An 18,834-nucleotide genomic window follows, 5' to 3' on the forward strand; every position below is an offset into this window, starting at 1 on the left:
AACGATGCGCCCGGCCGGCCACTGGATGGCCGATGCTAGACTCGGGTGGGGAGGCAACGAAGGGGCTGGCCGTGGGCGACATCACCGTGCTGCTGGAGCGTGCGCGCCAAGGCGAGCCGGCCGCGTGGGAGCAGGTGATGGGTTTGCTGTACGGCGACCTGTTGCGCATCGCCAGACGCACCGCGGCGGGCGGCACACCCACCCTCAATGCCACCGCACTGGTGCATGAATGCTACCTGCGGGTAGCGCGCGGGCAACCCGGGGCCATCGTCGATCGCAATCATTTCCTGGCGCTGGCAAGCCGGGCAATGCGGCAGCTCCTGGTCAACCACGCCCGCGACCGGCTGGCTGACAAGCGCGGCGGCGGTGCCATTCACGTCACCTTGCAGGAGGATCAGGCCAGCGTGGCGCAAGAGGCCGACGAAGTACTGATGCTGGACGCCGCACTGGCCAGGCTGGCAGGCGAAGACGCCGCACTGGCGCAGGTGGTGGAATGCCGCCTGTTCGGCGGCTTGACCGAAACGGAAACCGCCGATGCACTGGGCGTGCCGCTGCGCACGGTGCAGCGCCGTTGGCAATTGGCCCGCGAAAAACTGCGTGAGCACCTGCAACCGGGATGAGCGGCATGGACGCACTGGACCGGCTGCTGGAACCCGGCCGCCTCTGGCAAGGGGCATTGGCCGGTGATTTGCTGCAACGCTGCCTGCACTTGCGGGAACTGGTGCCCGGCACCTTGCTGGGCGCGTTTCGCATCGAGCGCGAACTGGGGCGCGGCGGCATGGGAATCGTGTACCTGGCCACCCGTGCCGATGGTGCCTACGCGCAGCAAGTGGCCATCAAATGGCTGCCGGTCGGCCGGCTGGACACCGTGCAGTCCACGCAATTCCGCCGCGAGCGGCAGATCCTCGCGCAGTTGAACCACCCCAACATCGCCCGCCTGCTGGACGGTGGCTGCAGCGAAGATGGCCGCCTGTGGTTTGCGCTGGAACACGTCGAAGGCTTGCCCATCGACCGTCATGCCGCCGCAGCCGGGCTGGACTGGCAAGCACGCGTGCGCTTGCTGCTGCCGGTCGTGGAAGCGGTGCAATGCGCGCATGGGCAGTTGCTGGTACATCGCGACATCAAGCCCGACAACGTGCTGGTGGATGGCAACGGCCAGGCCAAACTGATCGACTTCGGCGTGGCCGCGATGCTGGCCGATGCCGACGTCATCCACGCCTGCACCCCCGGTTTTGCCAGCCCCGAGCAGCTGGACGGTGCCCCCGTGAACACCGCGTCGGACATCTGGCAGTTGGGCCACCTGCTTGCCTGCGTGCTGCAGGCCACCTCCACGGCCTGCCCGGCCCCCGGCATTCCTGCCGACCTGCACGCCATCATCGCCAAGGCCAAGGCACCCCAACCCGAACACCGCTACCCCACCACGTCGGCCCTGCGTGCCGACCTGCACCGGCTGCTGCACCACCAGCCCGTGACGGCGCGTCGCGCCGGCCTGCGGCATCGCCTGCATTTGCTGCTGCGCGCCCATCCATTGGGCAGCGCGATCAGTGCCATGGTGACACTGGCGTTCATCGCCACCATTGCCGGCTTCCTGCTGCGGCTGACGCACGAGCGTGATGCCGCCCGCCACGCACAGCTGGTCAGCGAGCAAGTCAACGACTACCTGCTGCGGGATTTCCTGCCCGGTGCCGACCCCCTGCAAGCGGGCTCCAGCGATGCCAGCGTGGCGGACCTGAGCGAGCATGCACTGGACCGCATCGAAACCCGCCTGGGCAAACAGCCGGAAGTGGCTGGCCGGGTGGCTGCCAGCCTGGGCGACACGCTTTCCAATCTTGGCCGGCTGCGGGCGGCCGATCGCGCCTTCCGCCTTGCCATCGCGTATTACACCCATGCCTATGGGCCACGGGATGAACGCACGCTGCGCACGCGTCTGGCGCTGGAAAAAAACAACATCGACCCATCCAACCTGCCCGCTGCGGATCATCACCTGCAGCCATTGCGGGAAGAAATCCGGGCTGCATTGGGGCCGCATTCGGCCCTGCTGTTCGAAATGGATGCCTATCTGGCCCGCACCGCATTCCTGCGTGACGATTTCCAAACCTGCCGCACGCGCTACCAAGCCTTGCTGGGCAGGCTGGTCGATGGCACCCCCGACGAACAGGCGGGTGTCCACATCATCCTGGGCCTGTGCGAATCACGGTTGGGGCGTTGGCAACAGGCCCTCGCGCACGCACGCACCGCGAAGGACATGAACACCCGCAACTTCGGAGCGGATCATCCATTGACGCTGGAAACCCAGATCGGCATCGAATCGGCCCTGCTGGGCTCGGGTCGCTACGACGAAGCCGTGCAGGTGCTGCGTGAATTGCTGGAAAAACTCGACCATCGCTATGGCCGCAACCATCCCACCACGTTGACCGTCGCGCACGACCTGGGGCTGGCCATGACCTGCGCCGGCCAGCCGGAGGCTGCAGCGCGCTGGCTGCGGCAGGTGGCGGCCAGTCGCAGCGAGGTGCTGGGCCGGCAACACCCGTGGCATGCAATGACCGAGAGCGTGCTGGGAATGGCCTTGGTCCAGGCGCAGCAGCTGCCTGAAGCGGAAACCATCCTGGCGCAGGCAAAGCGTGACCTGGGCGCCAACGGTGCCAACCTGCCGTACGTGCAACTGGCCTTGCAGCAGAACGAGGCAGACCTTGCGCTGGCCCAAGGCCGCGCAAGCGAAGCGGCGACCCGCTATCGGGCAGCCCTGGACACCGCCCGCAAGATCTACCCGGACACCGCCCGCGCGGTGTCGGTGCTGCGCCTTGGGCTGGGCCTGGCATTGGTGCGGGCCGGACAGTCGGAAGAAGGCCAGCCCCTGTTGCAGGTGGCGCTGGATGCGCTTGGTTCCCGTGCCGACTGCCGCAGCCGGATGTTCGCGGAAGCTCGCAAGGCGGTGGCCAGCGGGAAAAAGGGCGGCGGCTGAATCACCCGCCGCCCAAGTCTGCCGTCACTTGTAGGTACGCAAGGTGTGCGTCCACTGGTGGTCGTAGGCGGCGTATACGGTCCAATTGTAATTGGACCAGGTATAGCCTTCGCCCGGCCATGGATTCATGTAGCCGATGGTTTGCGTGCCTTGCAGGTCGTAATAGCCATACCCGACGATGAAGTGGCCGCCACCGCTGTACCAGCCAAAGCGCATCACGAATGGCCGCCCGGCATTCACATCGCTGACCACGCTGTTCCAGCTGGATGCGTAGTTGTAGCCATTGCTGTTCACGCCCCAGTTGCGCAGGATCGCCTGGATGCTGCCGTTGCTGCCATACATCCCGTTCGGGGTATTGGCATACGAGTTCCAGCTGAACGGCGCGCTGGTGCAGGCATCAGTCCGCCCATAGGCCCAGTTCACCACGTTGCACTGGGCTGGCTTGCTTCCGTAGAACTTGAGGATGTCCACCGATGACGCCGCCCAGCACCAGTTGCTGTGCTGCTGGATCTCCTCATCGACCCCAAGGTATTTGTAGCCGCTGCCAGCGATGGCCAGCGAGGACAGCGCCGCCAGACCCCCCGTGGCCAGAATGCGTTGCAAGGTTTTCATGTTCACGTTCTCCTTCGGCCAGAGTCAATTTGCGCCATTGGTTTTCACGGCCTGCCGCAACTGGGCACGCAGCACTGCACCGTCCAGCAGCCCATCACGCGGCACGCCATGCCCCTGCCCTTGCAACAAGTCGCGTGCGGCCTGCAACGGCGCAAACCGCGCCGGTGCTCCGCCGCGCTGCACGGCAATGAAATCTGCCGTCGCCTGCGGCACCCGCACGTAACGCAGGTGGGTATCGGCCCGCGTCCCGTGGCTGACCATCAATGCATGAATGTCGCGCGCCAGGCCGGTGCCTCCAAACGACACCACTTGCCAACCTTGTGACGTCTTCGCCACCGTGGCCAACCCTACCGGACGCCCCTTGGCCAGCACTTCGTAGCGCCAGATACCCGTGGGGCGAGCCACGTCTTCCAGATTCGCCTTCGAAGCCAGGGCCGCCGCATCGACGTCATAGACCTGGAATCCCCAGCCTATCCGCACGCCATGCAGGTCCCCCGCATCCGCCAGGGCCAGCGGGAAACCCGGCGGCAACCGGTCATCCATCTTCCCGAATTGCGCCGCGAATGCGCTCAAGCCACGCATGGCAGCCGCCTGCATCGGCGATGCCATTCCCGTCGAGACATCCCCGCTTCCCACCCCCCCCTGCGCCATGGCTGCGCCACTTGCCAGGAGCACTGCCAACATTCCCAAACGCATCTGCCGCATAAATCACCCCCATGTCGAGTTCGGTTCAGGACACACGGGGCAAGCCCATCCCCGGCCTGCCTTCACCGAACCAGGCGCATGCGCGCCTGATCCACGAACGATGCATCCCTCTGCCGTGACAACGCCATGCCAATCGACGCGTCCCGGCCATCTCCCAATTGATCCGCGAGTGCGGATCCAGGCATTGCATTGCCGCCTGATTGTGGAAACACCGACAAGGCCGCATTCCCGCCAAACCGCATGCAAATCCCCGGTGACGGGCATGCAGTGGCGGGTTTGGCGCGCCTTTGGTGTTTCGCTTCTTCGGGGAGGTCCACCGTCACCTGCACGATGCGTGCGGCGTGGCGTTCATCACCAATGGGGAGACGCGCAACACCATGAACAGGAAGCATCACATCCGCCTCGCCGGAGCCACCATGCTGGCACTGGCGCTGGGCGGTACCGCGCATGCCGGCAATTACCTGACACTGCGCCTGGAAGCGAATGCGGCACGCGGCGACATCACGCTGGTGAATGCCGAGCGCGGCAATTTCACGCCACACCCGCAATTGCCGGGCGACAGCAGGGGCACCCTGCAAGTAACCGGCCGCGATCGCCATGGCCGCACCTTGTTCTCACGGGAAATCCGTGACCCGCGCCTGCTGCATGCGGAGTCCTTCAACCCCGTCACCGGGCGCATCGAGCAGGCGCAAGACATCGTGCTGGCACGCCAGCAGTTCGAAATCCAGCTGCCGGACAATGCGGCATTGGCCAACGTGCAGGTCAGCATGCATCCCGCAACAACCAACGCCGGGCTGCATGCCGCCGCCATCCCGCTGGGCAGCATCGGCATCGGGCAGATCCAGCAACTGCTGCAACGCAAGCCGCGCCAGAGTGCGCAGGCCAGCCCGGTGATCGGCAGCGAACTGGTGGTGAACAACGGGCCGTCTTCCAAGCGGCTGGACATCGTCATCATGGGCGACGGCTATACCAGCGCAGAAATGGGCAAATGGCGCAGCGATGCGCAGAAGGTCGTCAACGGCCTGATGAGCGACCCGCTGTTCGCAGCCAACGCCCGTGCCTTCAACATCCGCCGGGTGGACGTGGTGAGCGCGCAGTCGGGCATCGATGACCCGCCCTACAACATCTATCGCAACACCGCCTTGAACGCCACCATGGCCTGCTCGGGCATCGATCGCCTGGTCTGCGCCGACAGCAATCTGGCCTACGATGCCGCCGCGCAAGTCACCACGGCTGACGGCCGCGACGTGATCCTGGTGGTGGGCAATACCACCCGTTACGGCGGCGGCGGCGGTTACATCGCCACCATGACCATGCACAGTGCCGCCACCGAGCTGGCCTTGCACGAGTTGGGCCACACCTTGTTCGGGCTGGCCGACGAATACGACTACGGCAGCTGCTACGGCAACAGCGAGCCTTCCGCCCCCAATGTCACCCGCCAGACCCAGCGCGGCTACATCAAATGGGGCAGCCAGATTGCCGGTTCCACGCCCTTGCCCACCCCCGTGGGCCGCTATGCCTTGGGCACGGTGGGCCTGTTCCAGGGTGGCAATTACTGCGCCAGTGGGGTGTATCGCCCCACCGAAAACTCGAAGATGCGCAACCTGGGCTACCCCTGGGATGCGGTGAACTGGGGCGTGGCCACCCGCATTTTCAACAATTACAAGGATGACGGCAGCCAGACCCCCGACCCGCAGCCCAACCCGCAACCCGGCGATGGCAGCAGCACCGTCAGCGGCAGCCTCAGCGGCAGCGGCACCTATGCCGACCACCCCGATCCGTACAAGAACGTCACCACCGGCGGCACCATCAAGGCCACGCTGAAAGGCCCGGCCAACGCCGATTTCGAGCTGCACCTGTACCGCTGGAACGGCAGCAGCTGGCAGATCGTGGCGAAGTCGGAATCACCCACCTCGAACGAATCCATCAGCTACAACGCCAGCCCCGGCTATTACACGGTGGAGGTCTACTCCTATGGCGGGTCCGGCAACTACACGCTGACGTATTCGATGCCGAACTGAGCCCCTCCCCCACCTGCGGCGGCTGCGAATGTGGCCGCCGTGCCCCCTGTTGAAGGACACATCCATGCAAACCAAACCCCTCTGCATCGCCCTGGGCGGCTTGACCCTGGCGATGGCCCCGCTGCTGGCATCGGCACAGCAATTGATCACCGCCCGCCAGCCCATCGCCAACCGCTACATCGTGGTATTGAAGGACGATGCCGCCAGCCTGCGCAGTGAAGCGGCCGCCGCCAAGAACGGCCTGCTGCGCGGCAAGCCCCTGGCACCGTCGCTGCGCAGCCTTGCCAGCACCTTTGCCGGGCAATATCCACTGACCATCAAACAGACCTACGACGAAGTGCTGCGCGGCTTCGCCATCCACGCCACGCCCGCCACCGTGCAACGCCTGCTGCGCGACCCGCGCGTGGCCTACATCGAACAAGATGGCGTGATGCGCGCCAGCGCCACCCAAACCGGCGCGACCTGGGGCATCGACCGTGTCGACCAGCGCAACCTGCCGCTGGATGGCCGCTACACCTACACCACCAACGCGTCGAATGTTTCCGCCTATGTCATCGACACCGGCATCCTGGCCTCGCACAGCCAATTCGGCGGCCGCGTGCAGCAAGGCTACAGCGCCATCAACGACGGCTATGGCAGCTCGGATTGCGCCGGCCATGGCACCCATGTGGCCGGCACCATCGGCGGCAGCACCTACGGCCTGGCCAAGGGCGTGAAGCTGTACCCGGTCCGGGTGCTGGGCTGTGACGGCAGTGGCTCCACTTCGGGCATCGTGGCCGGCATGGATTGGGTGGCCAATACCCATCGCGGGCCATCGGTGGCCAACATGAGCCTGGGCGGCGGCGCCTCCACCGCCACCGACCAAGCCGTGGCCCGCCTGCGCAACTCGGGCGTGGTGGTGGTGGTGGCCGCAGGCAACGAAAACCAGGACGCCTGCAATGTCTCGCCCGCGCGTGCGCAAGGGGCCATCACCGTGGGTTCCACCGCCAGCAATGATGTCCGCTCGTCGTTTTCCAACTGGGGTAGCTGCGTGAACATCTTCGCGCCGGGCAGCGGCATCACCTCCAGCTGGAACACCGGCAACTCGGCCACCAACACCATCAGCGGCACCTCGATGGCCACCCCGCACGTGGTCGGCGCGGTGGCGCTGTACCTGGCCGCCAACCCCGGTGCCACGCCGGCGCAGGTGGAAACCGCGCTGTACGCCAATGCCACGCCCAACAAGGTTGCCAGCGCCGGCACGGGATCGGCCAACCGCTTGCTGTATGCGGTGTTTGCCGGCGGCACGCCCGACCCGCAGCCAGACCCGCAGCCTGATCCGCAGCCCAATCCGGATACCGGCGTCACCGCCACCGGCGCATTGGCAGGCAGCGGGTATTACGCCGATCATCCGGATCCGTACCAGTACATCAGCACCGGCGGCACCCTCAATGCCACGCTGAAAGGCCCGGCCAATGCGGATTTCGAGCTGTATCTGTACCGCTGGAACGGCAGCAGCTGGCAGATCGTGGCGAAGTCGGAATCACCGACCTCAAACGAATCCATCAACTACAACGCCAGCCCCGGCTATTACACGGTGGAGGTCTACTCCTATCGCGGATCCGGCAATTACACGTTGACCTACAGCCTCCCGAAGTGAGGTTTGGCGCCGGCATCGAGCATTGATGGCTGGCGCTCGATCGAAGCAATACGCAAGGTTCCAACCAAAGGCAGCCAGGAACGGCTGCCTTTGTTCTTGCGGGGATCAGGCCAGCACCACCGCCGCGCGCGGCCGGCCATCGGCATCCGCTAAAATCGCCGCTTTCCCGCCCGCAGGAACTCCCATGCAGCTTTCCAATGCCCGCGCCGTCGTCACCGGCGGCGTTTCCGGCCTCGGCTTCGCCGTGGCCCAGCACCTGGTCGCCCACGGCGGCAAGGTCGCCCTGTTCGACGTCAACGACGAGAAGGGCGCGGCCGCCGTGGCCGAACTGGGTGAAGCCAACGCCCGCTTCTTCAAGACCGATGTCAGCAACGAGGAGCAGGTGGCCGCCAACGTGGCCGCCGCCAAGGCCTTCCTCGGCGGTTTGAACACCGCCATCAACTGCGCCGGCATCCTCGGTGCGGGCCGCGTGCTGGGCAAGACCGGGCCGATGGCGCTGTCGTACTTCCAGACCACGGTGATGGTGAACCTGGTGGGCAGCTTCAACGTCGCCAAGGCCTGTGCCGATGTCATGCAGCACAACGATGCCGGCACCGACGGCGAACGCGGCGTGATCGTCAACACCGCCTCGGTGGCCGCCTATGAAGGCCAGATCGGCCAGGCCGCCTACTCGGCATCGAAGGGCGGCGTGGTCGGCATGACCCTGCCGATGGCGCGCGAGATGGCCCGCTTCGGCATCCGCGTGATGACCGTGGCCCCCGGCGTGTTCTGGACCCCGATGGTCGACGGCATGCCGGACGACGTGCAGAAGTCGCTGGCCGCCACCATCCCGTTCCCCTCGCGTCTCGGCCAGCCGCAGGAATACGCCGACCTGGTGGCCTACATCCTCACCAACACCTACCTCAACGGCGAAACCATCCGCCTGGACGGTGCCACCCGGCTGGCACCGAAGTGAGCCGCTACGGCCCGCGCGCCGACCGCTGGGTCGCCACCCATTGGCCGGCCATCCGCGCCCGTGGCCGCTGGCGGTTCGTGCTGCTGCGCGGGCTGGCGCTGTGGGGCGGCCTGATGTTCCTGGGCATGGCCGCGCTGGTGGCATTCCGGCTGGGCCTGCAGCACCCCCGCCTGCCGCTGGTGCTGGCCCTGGCCCTGCCCCTGTGCCTGTTTGGCGGCCTCGTCTGGGGCCTGCTCACCTGGTTCTTCAACGAGCGCATCTTCCGTGCGCTCCCAACTGCGAAAAACAACCCATGAAGGCTTGCGACTTCAAGAAAGGCAACGTCGTCGAATACAACAACGGCGTCTACCAGATCCGCGACATCGAACGCAGCAGCCCGCAAGGCCGCGGCGGCAACGTGCGCTTCCGCTTCGTCATGTACTCGATCCCCGGCGGCAACAAGCTGGATGCCAGCTTCGACGGCGACGACGACCTGCGCGAAGTGGACATGAGCCGTCGCCAGTGCACCTATTCCTACAAGGACGGTGATGCGTTCGTGTTCCTCGATGACGAGGACTACACCCCGTACACGCTGGATGCCGACGTCATCGGCGATGCCGCCGGTTACATCGTCGACGACCTCACCGGCATCTACGTGCAGTTGATCGAAGACGCCCCGGTGGCGATCCAGCTGCCGCAGTCGGTGGCGATGGAAGTCATCGAAACCCCGCCGGAACTCAAGGGCGGCACCGCCACCAAGCGCCCGAAACCGGCCAAGCTGTCCACCGGCATCGAGATCATGGTGCCGGAATACATCGGCAGCGGCGAAAAGGTGTGGGTGAACACCACCACCGGCGAATTCGGCGGCCGCGCGGAATAAAGTGGATGCCCGCCATCCCCGCGCGGGCGGGGATGGCATCTGGCGCCTCCGGCACGCCCGCCCAGCGTGACATCCCGGCATGGATGGGGGACGCATGGGCCGCATCGCAGCCGTTGCGACGGCCCACCCGCAGACTGGCCCACTTCACCACGCCGCAAGGACCACCCCGCAATGCCCAGCCTGAACTGGATCGGCAAAGACGCCGTCGTCAAACACCACAAGGATGTGCCGTTCCGCCTGCTGGAGCCGGTGCAGGCGCTGTCGTGCGCGGGCGATACCGACAATGCCGCCGACAGCGGCAATCTGATCGTGCAGGGCGACAACCTGCTGGCGCTCAAGGCGCTGCTGCCGCGCTACGCCGGGCAGGTGAAATGCATCTACATCGACCCGCCCTACAACACCGGCAACGAGGGTTGGGTCTACAACGACAACGTGAACTCGCCCGAGATCAAGCGCTGGCTGGGCGAGGTGGTGGGCAAGGAAGGCGAGACCCTGGACCGGCACGACCGCTGGCTGTGCATGATGTATCCACGGTTGATGCTGTTGAAGCAGTTTTTGCGGGAAGACGGGGCGATTTTCGTGTCGATTGACGACAACGAGGTGGCAACCTTGCGGTTGCTGATGGATGAAATTCTCGGCGGCGGAAATTTTGTGGCCGATTTCGTCGTCCAAAAACGAGTGTCTCCTGATAATGATGAACGCCTGGTCACGGCGGTACACGATCACTTGATTTGCTATGCAAGCAACAAAAGTAAGTGCCAGTTTTCTCGCCTGCCACGTACAGAAGAAGCTGACGCCCGATACGAAAATCCAGATAACGATCCGCGAGGGCCGTGGACGTCGAGCGACCTAACTCGACGGGAGTACAGAGAGCATGATTTTTATCCAATAACACTTCCTAGCGGGCGAGAGGTTACTCCTGCCGCTGGCAGGAGTTGGTCTGTCCCAAAGGATTCTTATCAACGTCTACTTACCGAGAACAGGCTATGGTTTGGAAAAAATGGCTCCGCCATGCCACGACTGAAGAGGTTCCTTTCGGAAGTATCGGATGGCATTGTGCCTACGACATGGTTTTCTTCAGATATAGCAGGCGACAATCAACAAAGTAAAAAGGAATTGAGGGCCATTTTGTACGAGCAGGCTGATTTGTTTGCAACGCCAAAACCCACCCGCCTAATCCAACGTATCCTGCAAATCGCCAGCGACAAAGATTCCATCATCCTCGACAGCTTCGCCGGCTCCGGCACCACCGCCCACGCCGTGCTGAAACAGAACGCCGAAGACGGCGGCAACCGCCGCTTCATCCTCGTCGAAATGGATGAAGGCATCGCCCGCAACGTCACCGCCGAGCGGGTGAAGCGCGTGGCACAGGGCTACACCAACGCCAAGGGCGACGCCGTGCCCGGCCTGGGCGGCGGCTTCCAGTTCTGCAAGCTCGGCAAACCCTTGTTCGACGCGCGCGGCCATATCAGCAATGAAGTGCGCTTCGCCGAACTGGCGCGCTTCGTCTGGTTCATCGAAACCGGCATGGGCCTGCCGGCCAGCCGCGCCAGCCGCACCGCCGCCGACACCGCCAGCCCGCTGCTGGGCGTGCACGAGGGCCGCGCCGTGTACCTGCTCTACAACGGCATCCTGAAAGACCGCAGTATCGACGGCGGCAACGTCCTCACCACCCCGCTGCTGGACCTGCTGCCCGCCCACGACGGTCCGCGCGTGGTCTATGGCGCCCGCTGCGCCATCGGCGCGGACCGCCTGCGCGCGCTGGGCATCACCTTCAAGCAACTGCCCTACCACCTGCGGGTGGCACCGTGACCCCGCAGGACGACAACCCCGCGCCGCAGTCGGAACTGCTGCTGTACCGCGACGCCAACGCGCACACCCGGATCGAGGTGCGGCTGGAAGGCGACAACGTGTGGCTGGCGCAGCGGCAGATCGCCGAGCTGTATCAGGTGTCCGTCCCCACGGTCAACGAACATCTGGCCAACGCCTTCGACGAGGGAGAACTCGAACCTGAACGAACCATTCGGAAATTCCGAATTGTTCAAGCCGAAGGCCCGCGCGAGGTGCGCCGGCTGGTGGACCACTACAACCTGGCCGCCATCCTGGCCGTGGGCTACCGGGTGCGCTCCGCACGCGGCACCCAGTTCCGCCAGTGGGCCAGCCAACGGCTGTCCGAATATCTGGTCAAGGGCTTCGCCATGGATGACGAACGCCTCAAGCGCGGCCCGGACGATGGCTACTTCGAAGAGCTGCTGGCGCGCATCCGCGACATCCGCAGCTCGGAGCGGATGTTCTGGCGCAAGGTGCTGGACATCTACGCCACCAGTATTGACTACGACGCATCGGCGGACGCCAGCCAGCGCTTCTTCCAGACCGTGCAGAACAAGATGCACTGGGCGGCGCATGGCCACACCGCCGCCGAAGTGGTGCTGGCGCGTGCCGATGCGCGCCAGCCCAACATGGGCATGACCAGCACCAGTGCCGGCCAACCGCGCCGGCAGGATGCGCCAATCGCCAAGAATTACCTGCACGAAGCCGAACTCGATGCGCTGAACCGCATCGTCACCGCCTATCTGGAATTCGCGGAATTGCAGGCCCTGAACCGCCAGCCGATGACGATGGCGGACTGGATCGCCAAGCTCGACGATTTCCTGCACCTGAGCGGGCGCGACCTGTTGACGCATGCCGGACGCGTGCGCCACGACGATGCCCTGCGCCACGCGCAGCAGCAATACGATGCTTGGCGCAAGCAGCAATCGGCCCTGCCGCAGGCGGTGGATCGCGATTTCGACAATGCGGCCCATTCCTTGCAGCCCGTGGCCCGCAAGCGCGGCAACGCCCGCACCCCCAAGGACAACGACGCATGAGCCTGAAGGTCTACCAGTCCGACGTGCTGGACCGCTACGAAACCTTCCTGCGCGCCTGGCGCGCGCAGGCGCAGGCGCATCCGGGCGAGCGCGTGGCCAGCCGGCTGGCGTTCGAGGAATGCACGCTGGAAAACTTCGGCTTCCGCATTCCCTATCACGCGCCGCCGGCCTTTGAGGCCAGCGACACCCCGGTGGTCTGCCTGCGGGTGCCCACCGGCGGCGGCAAGACCCTGATCGGCGGCCATGCCATCGCCCGGGTCAAGCGCAGCCTTGCGCCGGTGGAGCACAGCCTGACCCTGTGGCTGGTGCCCACCGACGCCATCCGCAGCCAGACCCTGCGGGCCTTGCGCACGCCGGGCGCGCTGCTGCACGACGAGCTGCGCACGCTGTTCGGCGAGGTGGCGGTGCTGGACATCGACGAAGCGCTGTCGGTGTCGCCGGCGGTGCTGGACAGCCACGACACCATCATCGTCACCACCATGCAGGCCTTCAAGCAGGCCGAAACCGACCGTCTGGCGGTGTATCGCGCCAATGGCGCGCTGATGGAACATTTCCGCGGCATCGACGGCAGCGGCTGGTCACTGGCCGAGGCACTGGCACTGCGTCGCCCCTTCATCGTGGTGGACGAGGCGCACAACCAGGGCAGCGCGCTGGCCTTCGACACCCTGGCCCGGCTGGCCCCTTGCGCGGTGCTGGAACTGACCGCCACCCCCGACCGCATGCACCAGCCGTCCAACGTGCTGGTGTCGATTTCCGCATCCACCCTGCAAAGCGAGGACATGATCAAGCTGCCGGTGGACATGGCGGTGCACCCGGACTGGCGGATCGCGCTGCGCGAGGCCATCGCCAAACTCGATGCGCTGCAATCCGCCGCCGATGCCGAGCGCAGCGCCACCGGCGAGACGCTGCGCCCGATCATGTTGCTGCAGGCCGAGCGCCAGCAGAAGGACAACCCGGACGCGATGACCATCGACCGCGTGCGCGCGGCATTGATCGAACAGTTCGACGTGCCCGCCGCGCAGATCGCGCGTTCGGCCACCGGCGTTGACGAGCTGAGCGATGCCGACCCGGCCACGCTGCGCTTTGTCATCACCGCCGACAAGCTGCGCGAAGGCTGGGACTGGCCGGCGGCCTATGTATTGATGAGCTTTCGCGGCAGCAGCACGCAAATGGCGCTGGAGCAGATCCTGGGCCGCGTGCTGCGGATGCCGCAGGTCACGCGCAAGCGGCAGGAAGCGCTGAACTGCGCGTATGCGTTTGCGGTGTCGAACAACCTTGCCGAGGTGGCCGCCACCCTGCGCGACGGGCTGGTGCAGGCCGGCTTCGAACGCCAGGACGCCAAGGATCTGGTGCGCGGCACGGCATTGAGCAACGGCAACGACGATCTGCTGCGCGCGCAGGCCAGCGTCAGCGTGCCGCTGCCGGCGCAGGACGGCTGCCTGGTGCTGCCGGATTTTTCGCAGTTGCCCGAAGCCACCCGCAAGCGGATCGAGAACAAGCTGGAGCTGTCCCCGGAAACCGGCAGCCTCACGCTGCGCGGCGAATGGAGTGCCAAGGAACAAAAGGCGCTGAAGGAGGCATTCCGTGAACCCGCCGCCGTTGCCGCGCTGGAACAGGCCTTCACCCACCTGCAATCCCCTGCGGCTGCGCCACCGAAGACGCCTTCCGAACTGGGCCAGACCTTTGAACTGCCGCTGCTGGCGTGGTCGCAGGGCGACTTGCTCTGCGATCTTGGCAATGCCCCAGCGCTGGAGGGCACGCTGGCGCTGACCGCGGTGGATGCCGCGTTGGACGACGCCACCTTCCCGCGCGAGCTGGAAACCCTGCAGCGCGCACGCCTGCGGCTGGGCGATGCGGAAAAACTCAAGCTGGACCCGCTGGAACAGCTCGACGTGCAGCTGGGCTTGTTCGGCGTGCGCGATACCGCCAGCCTCGAAGACCTGCAGTGGACGCTGGAACAGCGCCTGGCCGCGCCCGACCTGGACCCGGAAGACCTGGCCGCCTGGCTGTCCGGCGCACTGCGCCACCTGCTGGAAGTGCGCGGCTTCAGCTGCAGCGAACTGGTGTACCAGCGGGTGAAGCTGATCGACGTGCTGGCCCAACGCATCGCCCACGCCCGCCGCCACGGCCAGCACCAGCGCTTCCTCAACCTGCTGGGCGATGAGAGCCGGATGAGCGCCGATGCCCGCCTGCAATGCGTGTTCAAATCCGGCCGCTACGCCTGGGACTGGCAGTACAACGGCTTCGTCACCCTGCCCAGGCACTTCTTCCCGCAAATCGGCAACCTGCAATCGCAGGGCGAAGAATTCGAATGCGCCGACTTCATCGCCAACCGGCTGGACGGCGTGCGCGACTGGGTGCGCAACATCGAGCGCAAACCCGGCGCGTTCTCGCTGCCGACGTCCCACCAGCGTTTCTACCCGGACTTCCTGGTGCGGATGACCGATGGCCGCATGCTGGTCGTTGAATACAAGGGTGCGCACCTGTACGACAACCCGGAGCAGGCGGAAAAGCGCCGCATCGGCCAGCTGTGGGCGCGCCGCGCGGGCGAACGCTTCCGCTTCGTCATGCCCAAGCGCAAGGACTGGGGCATGATCCGCGCGGCGTTTGAGGCATAGCGGGTTCTGTAATTCCACATGCCGCGCCACACCGCATCGCAATTGCAATGCAACCGGAGTACCCAGATGGAAACCGCCCCCCTCGCCGCCCACGGCGTGCGCCTGGAGCCGCTGACGCTGGCGCACGCCGACGGGTTGGCCGCCGCCAGTGCGGATGGCGACATCGGCCGGTTGTCTTTCACCAGCGCGCCCGACGCCACGCCGGCAGCGGCCAGCGCCTATGTGCAGGCGGCATTGGCCGGGTTGGCCGACGGCAGCATGTTGCCGTTCGCGGTGATCGCGGACGGCCGCATCGTTGGCAGCACGCGCTATTACGACATCAACCCGACGGTGCCCAACCTGGCCATCGGCTACACCTGGTACGCAGCCTCGGTGCAGCGCAGCCATGTCAACACCACCTGCAAGCGGCTGCTGCTGAGCCACGCCTTCGAGCGGCTTGGCATGTGCGCGGTGTACTTCCACACCAGCCACCTGAACCTGCGTTCGCAAGCCGCCATCGAACGGCTGGGCGCGCAGCGCGACGGCATCCTGCGTGCGCACATGCGTCACAAGGACGGCAGCCTGCGCGATACCTTCTGCTATTCGGTGCTGGCCAGCGAATGGCCGGCGATCCGCACGCGGCTGGACGCGCGGCTGGCGCAGGGGGCCCCGCAGGGACGGCCTGGGCCAGCCATGGCTTGAACAAGGACGCCGGTTCCGGCCACTTGCGAATGCGTCCCGGCACGGGCCGCCGCGCCTTGCCACCTTCGGATGCCTGTGCTCAAATCCGGAGAGAATCCATACGCCGCCGCACTTAGCGATGGCCTTCACGCAGGGGAGCAATGCATGAGTTCCGATCGTCCCTGGCTGGCCCATTATCCGGCCGGCGTGCCTGCCGAGATCGACCTGGACGAGTTCGCGTCGATCACCGACGTGTTCGAGTCGGCGCTGCGCAAATACCGCGACCAGACCGCCTTCATCAACATGGGCAAGACGCTCAGCTACGACGCGCTGGACCGCCTCAGCCGCGACTTCGCCGGCTACCTGCTGGGCGAGCTGAAACTCAAGAAGGGCGATCGCGTGGCGATCATGATGCCCAACTGCCTGCAATACCCCATCGCCCTGTTCGGCGTGCTGCGTGCCGGGCTGACGGTGGTGAACACCAACCCGATGTACACCGCGCGCGAGCTCAAGCACCAATTGGCCGACTCCGGTGCCAGCGTGCTGCTGGTGATGGACAATTTCGGCCACGTCGCCCAGGAGGTGCTGGCGCAACTGCCGGGCGTGCGCGCCATCACCACCGGGTTGGGCGACATGCTGGGCTTCCCGAAGGGCACGCTGGTCAACTTCGTGCTCAAGCACGTGAAGAAGATGGTGCCGGACTACGCCATCCCCGGCGCGGTGCGCTTCCGCGACACCCTCACCCTGGGCCGCATGCACGCGCTGCCGCAGATCCGCAACGCCCCCGAGGACCTCGCCTTCCTGCAATACACCGGCGGCACCACCGGCGTGTCCAAGGGCGCGATGCTGACCCACCGCAACCTGGTGGCCAACATGCAGCAGGCCGCCGCCTGGGTGGGGGCCAACATCCACTACGGCGAGGAAACCATCGTCACCGCGTTGCCGCTGTACCACATCTTCGCATTGACCGCGAACTGCCTGGTGTTCATGAAGTTCGGCGCGCGCAACCTGCTGATCACCAACCCGCGCGACATGCCCGGCTTCGTCAAGGAACTCAAGAGCACGCGCTTCACCGCCATCACCGGCGTCAACACCCTGTTCAACGGCCTGCTCAACACCCCCGGCTTCGATGGCGTGGATTTCTCCCACCTGCACCTCACCCTGGGCGGCGGCATGGCGGTGCAGCGCGCGGTGGCCGAAAAGTGGAAGCAGGCGACCGGAGTGACGCTGGCCGAGGCCTACGGCCTCACCGAGACCTCCCCTGCGGTCTGCATCAACCCGCTGGACCTGCGCGAATACAACGGCTCCATCGGCATGCCGGTGCCCTCCACCCATGTGTGCATCAAGGGCGAGGACGGTGCCACCCTGGCAATGGGCGAGATCGGCGAGCTGTGCGTGAAGGGCCCGCAGGTGATGAAGGGTTACTGGCAGCGCCCGGAGGAAACCGCCAAGGTCATCGATGCCGACGGCTGGCTGCACACCGGCGACATGGCGAAAATGGACGAGCAGGGCTATTTCTACATCGTCGACCGCAAGAAGGACATGATCCTGGTGTCCGGCTTCAACGTGTATCCGAACGAAGTGGAAGACGTGATCGCGATGATGCCGGGCGTGCTGGAAGTGGCCGCCATCGGCGTCCCGGACGAGAAATCCGGCGAGGCGGTGAAGGTGTTCGTGGTGCGCAAGGACCCGGCACTGACGGTCGAGCAGATCAAGGCGTTCTGCCGCGAAAACATGACCGGCTACAAGCAGCCCAAGTTCATCGAATTCCGCAACGAGCTTCCGAAGAGCAACGTCGGCAAGATCCTGCGCAAGGAGCTGCGCGAGCCGGCCAAGGCCTGAGCCCGCCACGTTCCGCATCCTGCGGCCCCGGGTGGCGACCACCCGGGGCCTTTTTGTCGCCGGCCACGCCAGCGGTTGCCACCCCGCCTTGCACTGGCGCTGTTTTGGGCGCATAGAAGCGCATCGGGCCGCATCAGGAGGTTCCCCCGAGCCGCGCCGGCAAGGCCCGGGCTGGCGCCCCCAGTCTGGAGCGAACATGGCCACTGCAACCGCGGAAACACCGGTTTCCCTACCCCGCCTCCCCACCTTGCGCACCCATGAGGGTGCCAACGGCACCGTGCACTGGTGCCATATGCATGCCGACCTCGCCAGCCGAACCGGGCGGGCCTGCTTCAAGCCGGCGCTGGTGGCCGACATCCTGCACTACCAGCAAGTCCTGGGGGAACGCCTGCACCGCGAGCAGGCGCAAGGCGACACGGGTCTGCGCCACGTGGTGCTGGCTTCCGACTGCGACGCATTCAATCTGGGCGGCGACCTGGCGTATTTCGGCAATGCGATCCGCAACCAGGACCGCGACGCGCTGCTGCAATACGCCCGCCAGTGCGTGCGTGGCGTGCATGCCTTCCACGCCGGGCTGGGTGCCGGCGCGCACAGCATCGCACTGGTGCAGGGGGATGCGCTGGGCGGCGGCTTCGAGGCGGCGCTCAGCTGCCACACCATCGTGGCCGAGGAGGGCGTGGGCATGGGCTTGCCGGAAGTGCTGTTCGACCTGTTCCCGGGGATGGGGGCCTATTCGTTCCTGTGCAAGCGGATTGCCCCGCACAAGGCCGAGCAGATGATGCTGAGCGGCGAGGTGCTGTCCAGCGAGGAACTGCACAAGCTGGGACTGGTGGATGTGCTGGCGCCGCGCGGCCAGGGCGTGCAGGCGGTGGAGGATGTCGTGCGCAGCAACCGCCGGATTCCACGCGCGCGCGCGGCGATGCACCAGGTGCGCGCGCTGGCGCAGCCGGTGCCGCTGGAGGAGCTGCTGGCGATCACCGGCATATGGGTGGATACCGCGCTGCAACTGGGCGAAAAGTCCCTGCGCACCATGGAACGGCTGGTCCGCGCGCAGTACCGCCGCCACGGCGATGCCGCCGTGGCACACGCCTGAT

General features: G+C 65.9%; 15 protein-coding genes. 13 read left to right on the forward strand and 2 right to left on the reverse strand.

Features of this window, described 5'->3' with window-relative positions; all coding sequences use genetic code 11:
- Positions 1-32: 32 nt before the first annotated feature.
- Positions 33-620, forward strand: coding sequence for an ECF-type sigma factor (locus tag ACE3OK_RS07725; protein WP_374248956.1), 588 nt, complete (start codon positions 33-35; stop codon positions 618-620).
- A 5-nt stretch (positions 621-625) separates the two neighbouring features.
- Entirely contained in the window at positions 626-2,962 is a 2,337-nt protein-coding gene (locus tag ACE3OK_RS07730) for a tetratricopeptide repeat protein (RefSeq protein ID WP_374248957.1), read from the forward strand.
- Between the two features lie 24 nt (positions 2,963-2,986).
- Here ACE3OK_RS07730 and ACE3OK_RS07735 read toward each other — a convergent pair whose 3' ends face one another.
- On the reverse strand, positions 2,987-3,574 hold the full coding sequence (locus ACE3OK_RS07735; RefSeq protein WP_374248958.1) for a C39 family peptidase: 588 nt from the start codon (positions 3,572-3,574) through the stop codon (positions 2,987-2,989).
- A gap of 24 nt (positions 3,575-3,598) precedes the next feature.
- Complete coding sequence (locus tag ACE3OK_RS07740) at positions 3,599-4,156, reverse strand: hypothetical protein (protein WP_374248959.1); 558 nt, start codon at positions 4,154-4,156, stop codon at positions 3,599-3,601.
- A gap of 500 nt (positions 4,157-4,656) precedes the next feature.
- On the opposite strand from ACE3OK_RS07740, the gene ACE3OK_RS07745 reads away from it, so the two are divergent.
- The 11 genes from ACE3OK_RS07745 to ACE3OK_RS07795 all read left to right on the forward strand — a co-directional run bounded on the left by ACE3OK_RS07745 (position 4,657) and on the right by ACE3OK_RS07795 (position 18,833).
- The gene (locus tag ACE3OK_RS07745) at positions 4,657-6,300 is read left to right on the forward strand and encodes a M64 family metallopeptidase (protein WP_374248960.1); all 1,644 of its coding nucleotides are present in this window, start codon (positions 4,657-4,659) and stop codon (positions 6,298-6,300) included.
- 64 nt (positions 6,301-6,364) lie between these two features.
- The gene (locus ACE3OK_RS07750) at positions 6,365-7,939 is read left to right on the forward strand and encodes a S8 family peptidase (RefSeq protein ID WP_374248961.1); all 1,575 of its coding nucleotides are present in this window, start codon (positions 6,365-6,367) and stop codon (positions 7,937-7,939) included.
- 184 nt (positions 7,940-8,123) lie between these two features.
- The gene (locus tag ACE3OK_RS07755) at positions 8,124-8,894 is read left to right on the forward strand and encodes an SDR family NAD(P)-dependent oxidoreductase (protein ID WP_374248962.1); all 771 of its coding nucleotides are present in this window, start codon (positions 8,124-8,126) and stop codon (positions 8,892-8,894) included.
- Positions 8,891-9,190, forward strand: coding sequence for a hypothetical protein (locus ACE3OK_RS07760; RefSeq protein ID WP_374248963.1), 300 nt, complete (start codon positions 8,891-8,893; stop codon positions 9,188-9,190). Before ACE3OK_RS07755 ends, ACE3OK_RS07760 begins: the two co-directional genes overlap by 4 nt.
- A complete protein-coding gene (gene yeiP / locus ACE3OK_RS07765; protein WP_374248964.1) occupies positions 9,187-9,753 on the forward strand; it encodes an elongation factor P-like protein YeiP in 567 nt (188 codons plus the stop codon). Before ACE3OK_RS07760 ends, yeiP begins: the two co-directional genes overlap by 4 nt.
- Positions 9,754-9,924: 171 nt before the next feature.
- Positions 9,925-11,565: a site-specific DNA-methyltransferase gene (locus ACE3OK_RS07770; protein WP_374248965.1), complete on the forward strand. Its 1,641-nt coding sequence runs from the start codon at positions 9,925-9,927 to the stop codon at positions 11,563-11,565.
- On the forward strand, positions 11,562-12,620 hold the full coding sequence (locus tag ACE3OK_RS07775) for a virulence RhuM family protein (RefSeq protein WP_374248966.1): 1,059 nt from the start codon (positions 11,562-11,564) through the stop codon (positions 12,618-12,620). The genes ACE3OK_RS07770 and ACE3OK_RS07775 overlap by 4 nt, the downstream gene beginning before the upstream one ends.
- Entirely contained in the window at positions 12,617-15,238 is a 2,622-nt protein-coding gene (locus ACE3OK_RS07780; RefSeq protein WP_374248967.1) for a DEAD/DEAH box helicase, read from the forward strand. Before ACE3OK_RS07775 ends, ACE3OK_RS07780 begins: the two co-directional genes overlap by 4 nt.
- Before the next feature lie 66 nt (positions 15,239-15,304).
- The gene (locus tag ACE3OK_RS07785; protein ID WP_374248968.1) at positions 15,305-15,919 is read left to right on the forward strand and encodes a GNAT family N-acetyltransferase; all 615 of its coding nucleotides are present in this window, start codon (positions 15,305-15,307) and stop codon (positions 15,917-15,919) included.
- 144 nt (positions 15,920-16,063) lie between these two features.
- On the forward strand, positions 16,064-17,740 hold the full coding sequence (locus ACE3OK_RS07790) for an AMP-binding protein (protein WP_374248969.1): 1,677 nt from the start codon (positions 16,064-16,066) through the stop codon (positions 17,738-17,740).
- A 196-nt stretch (positions 17,741-17,936) separates the two neighbouring features.
- Positions 17,937-18,833, forward strand: a complete 897-nt coding sequence (locus tag ACE3OK_RS07795) for a crotonase/enoyl-CoA hydratase family protein (RefSeq protein ID WP_374248970.1) — start codon at positions 17,937-17,939, stop codon at positions 18,831-18,833.
- Position 18,834: the final 1 nt, after the last annotated feature.

The organism is Thermomonas sp. (genome assembly GCF_041905325.1).
GTDB lineage: Bacteria > Pseudomonadota > Gammaproteobacteria > Xanthomonadales > Xanthomonadaceae > Thermomonas.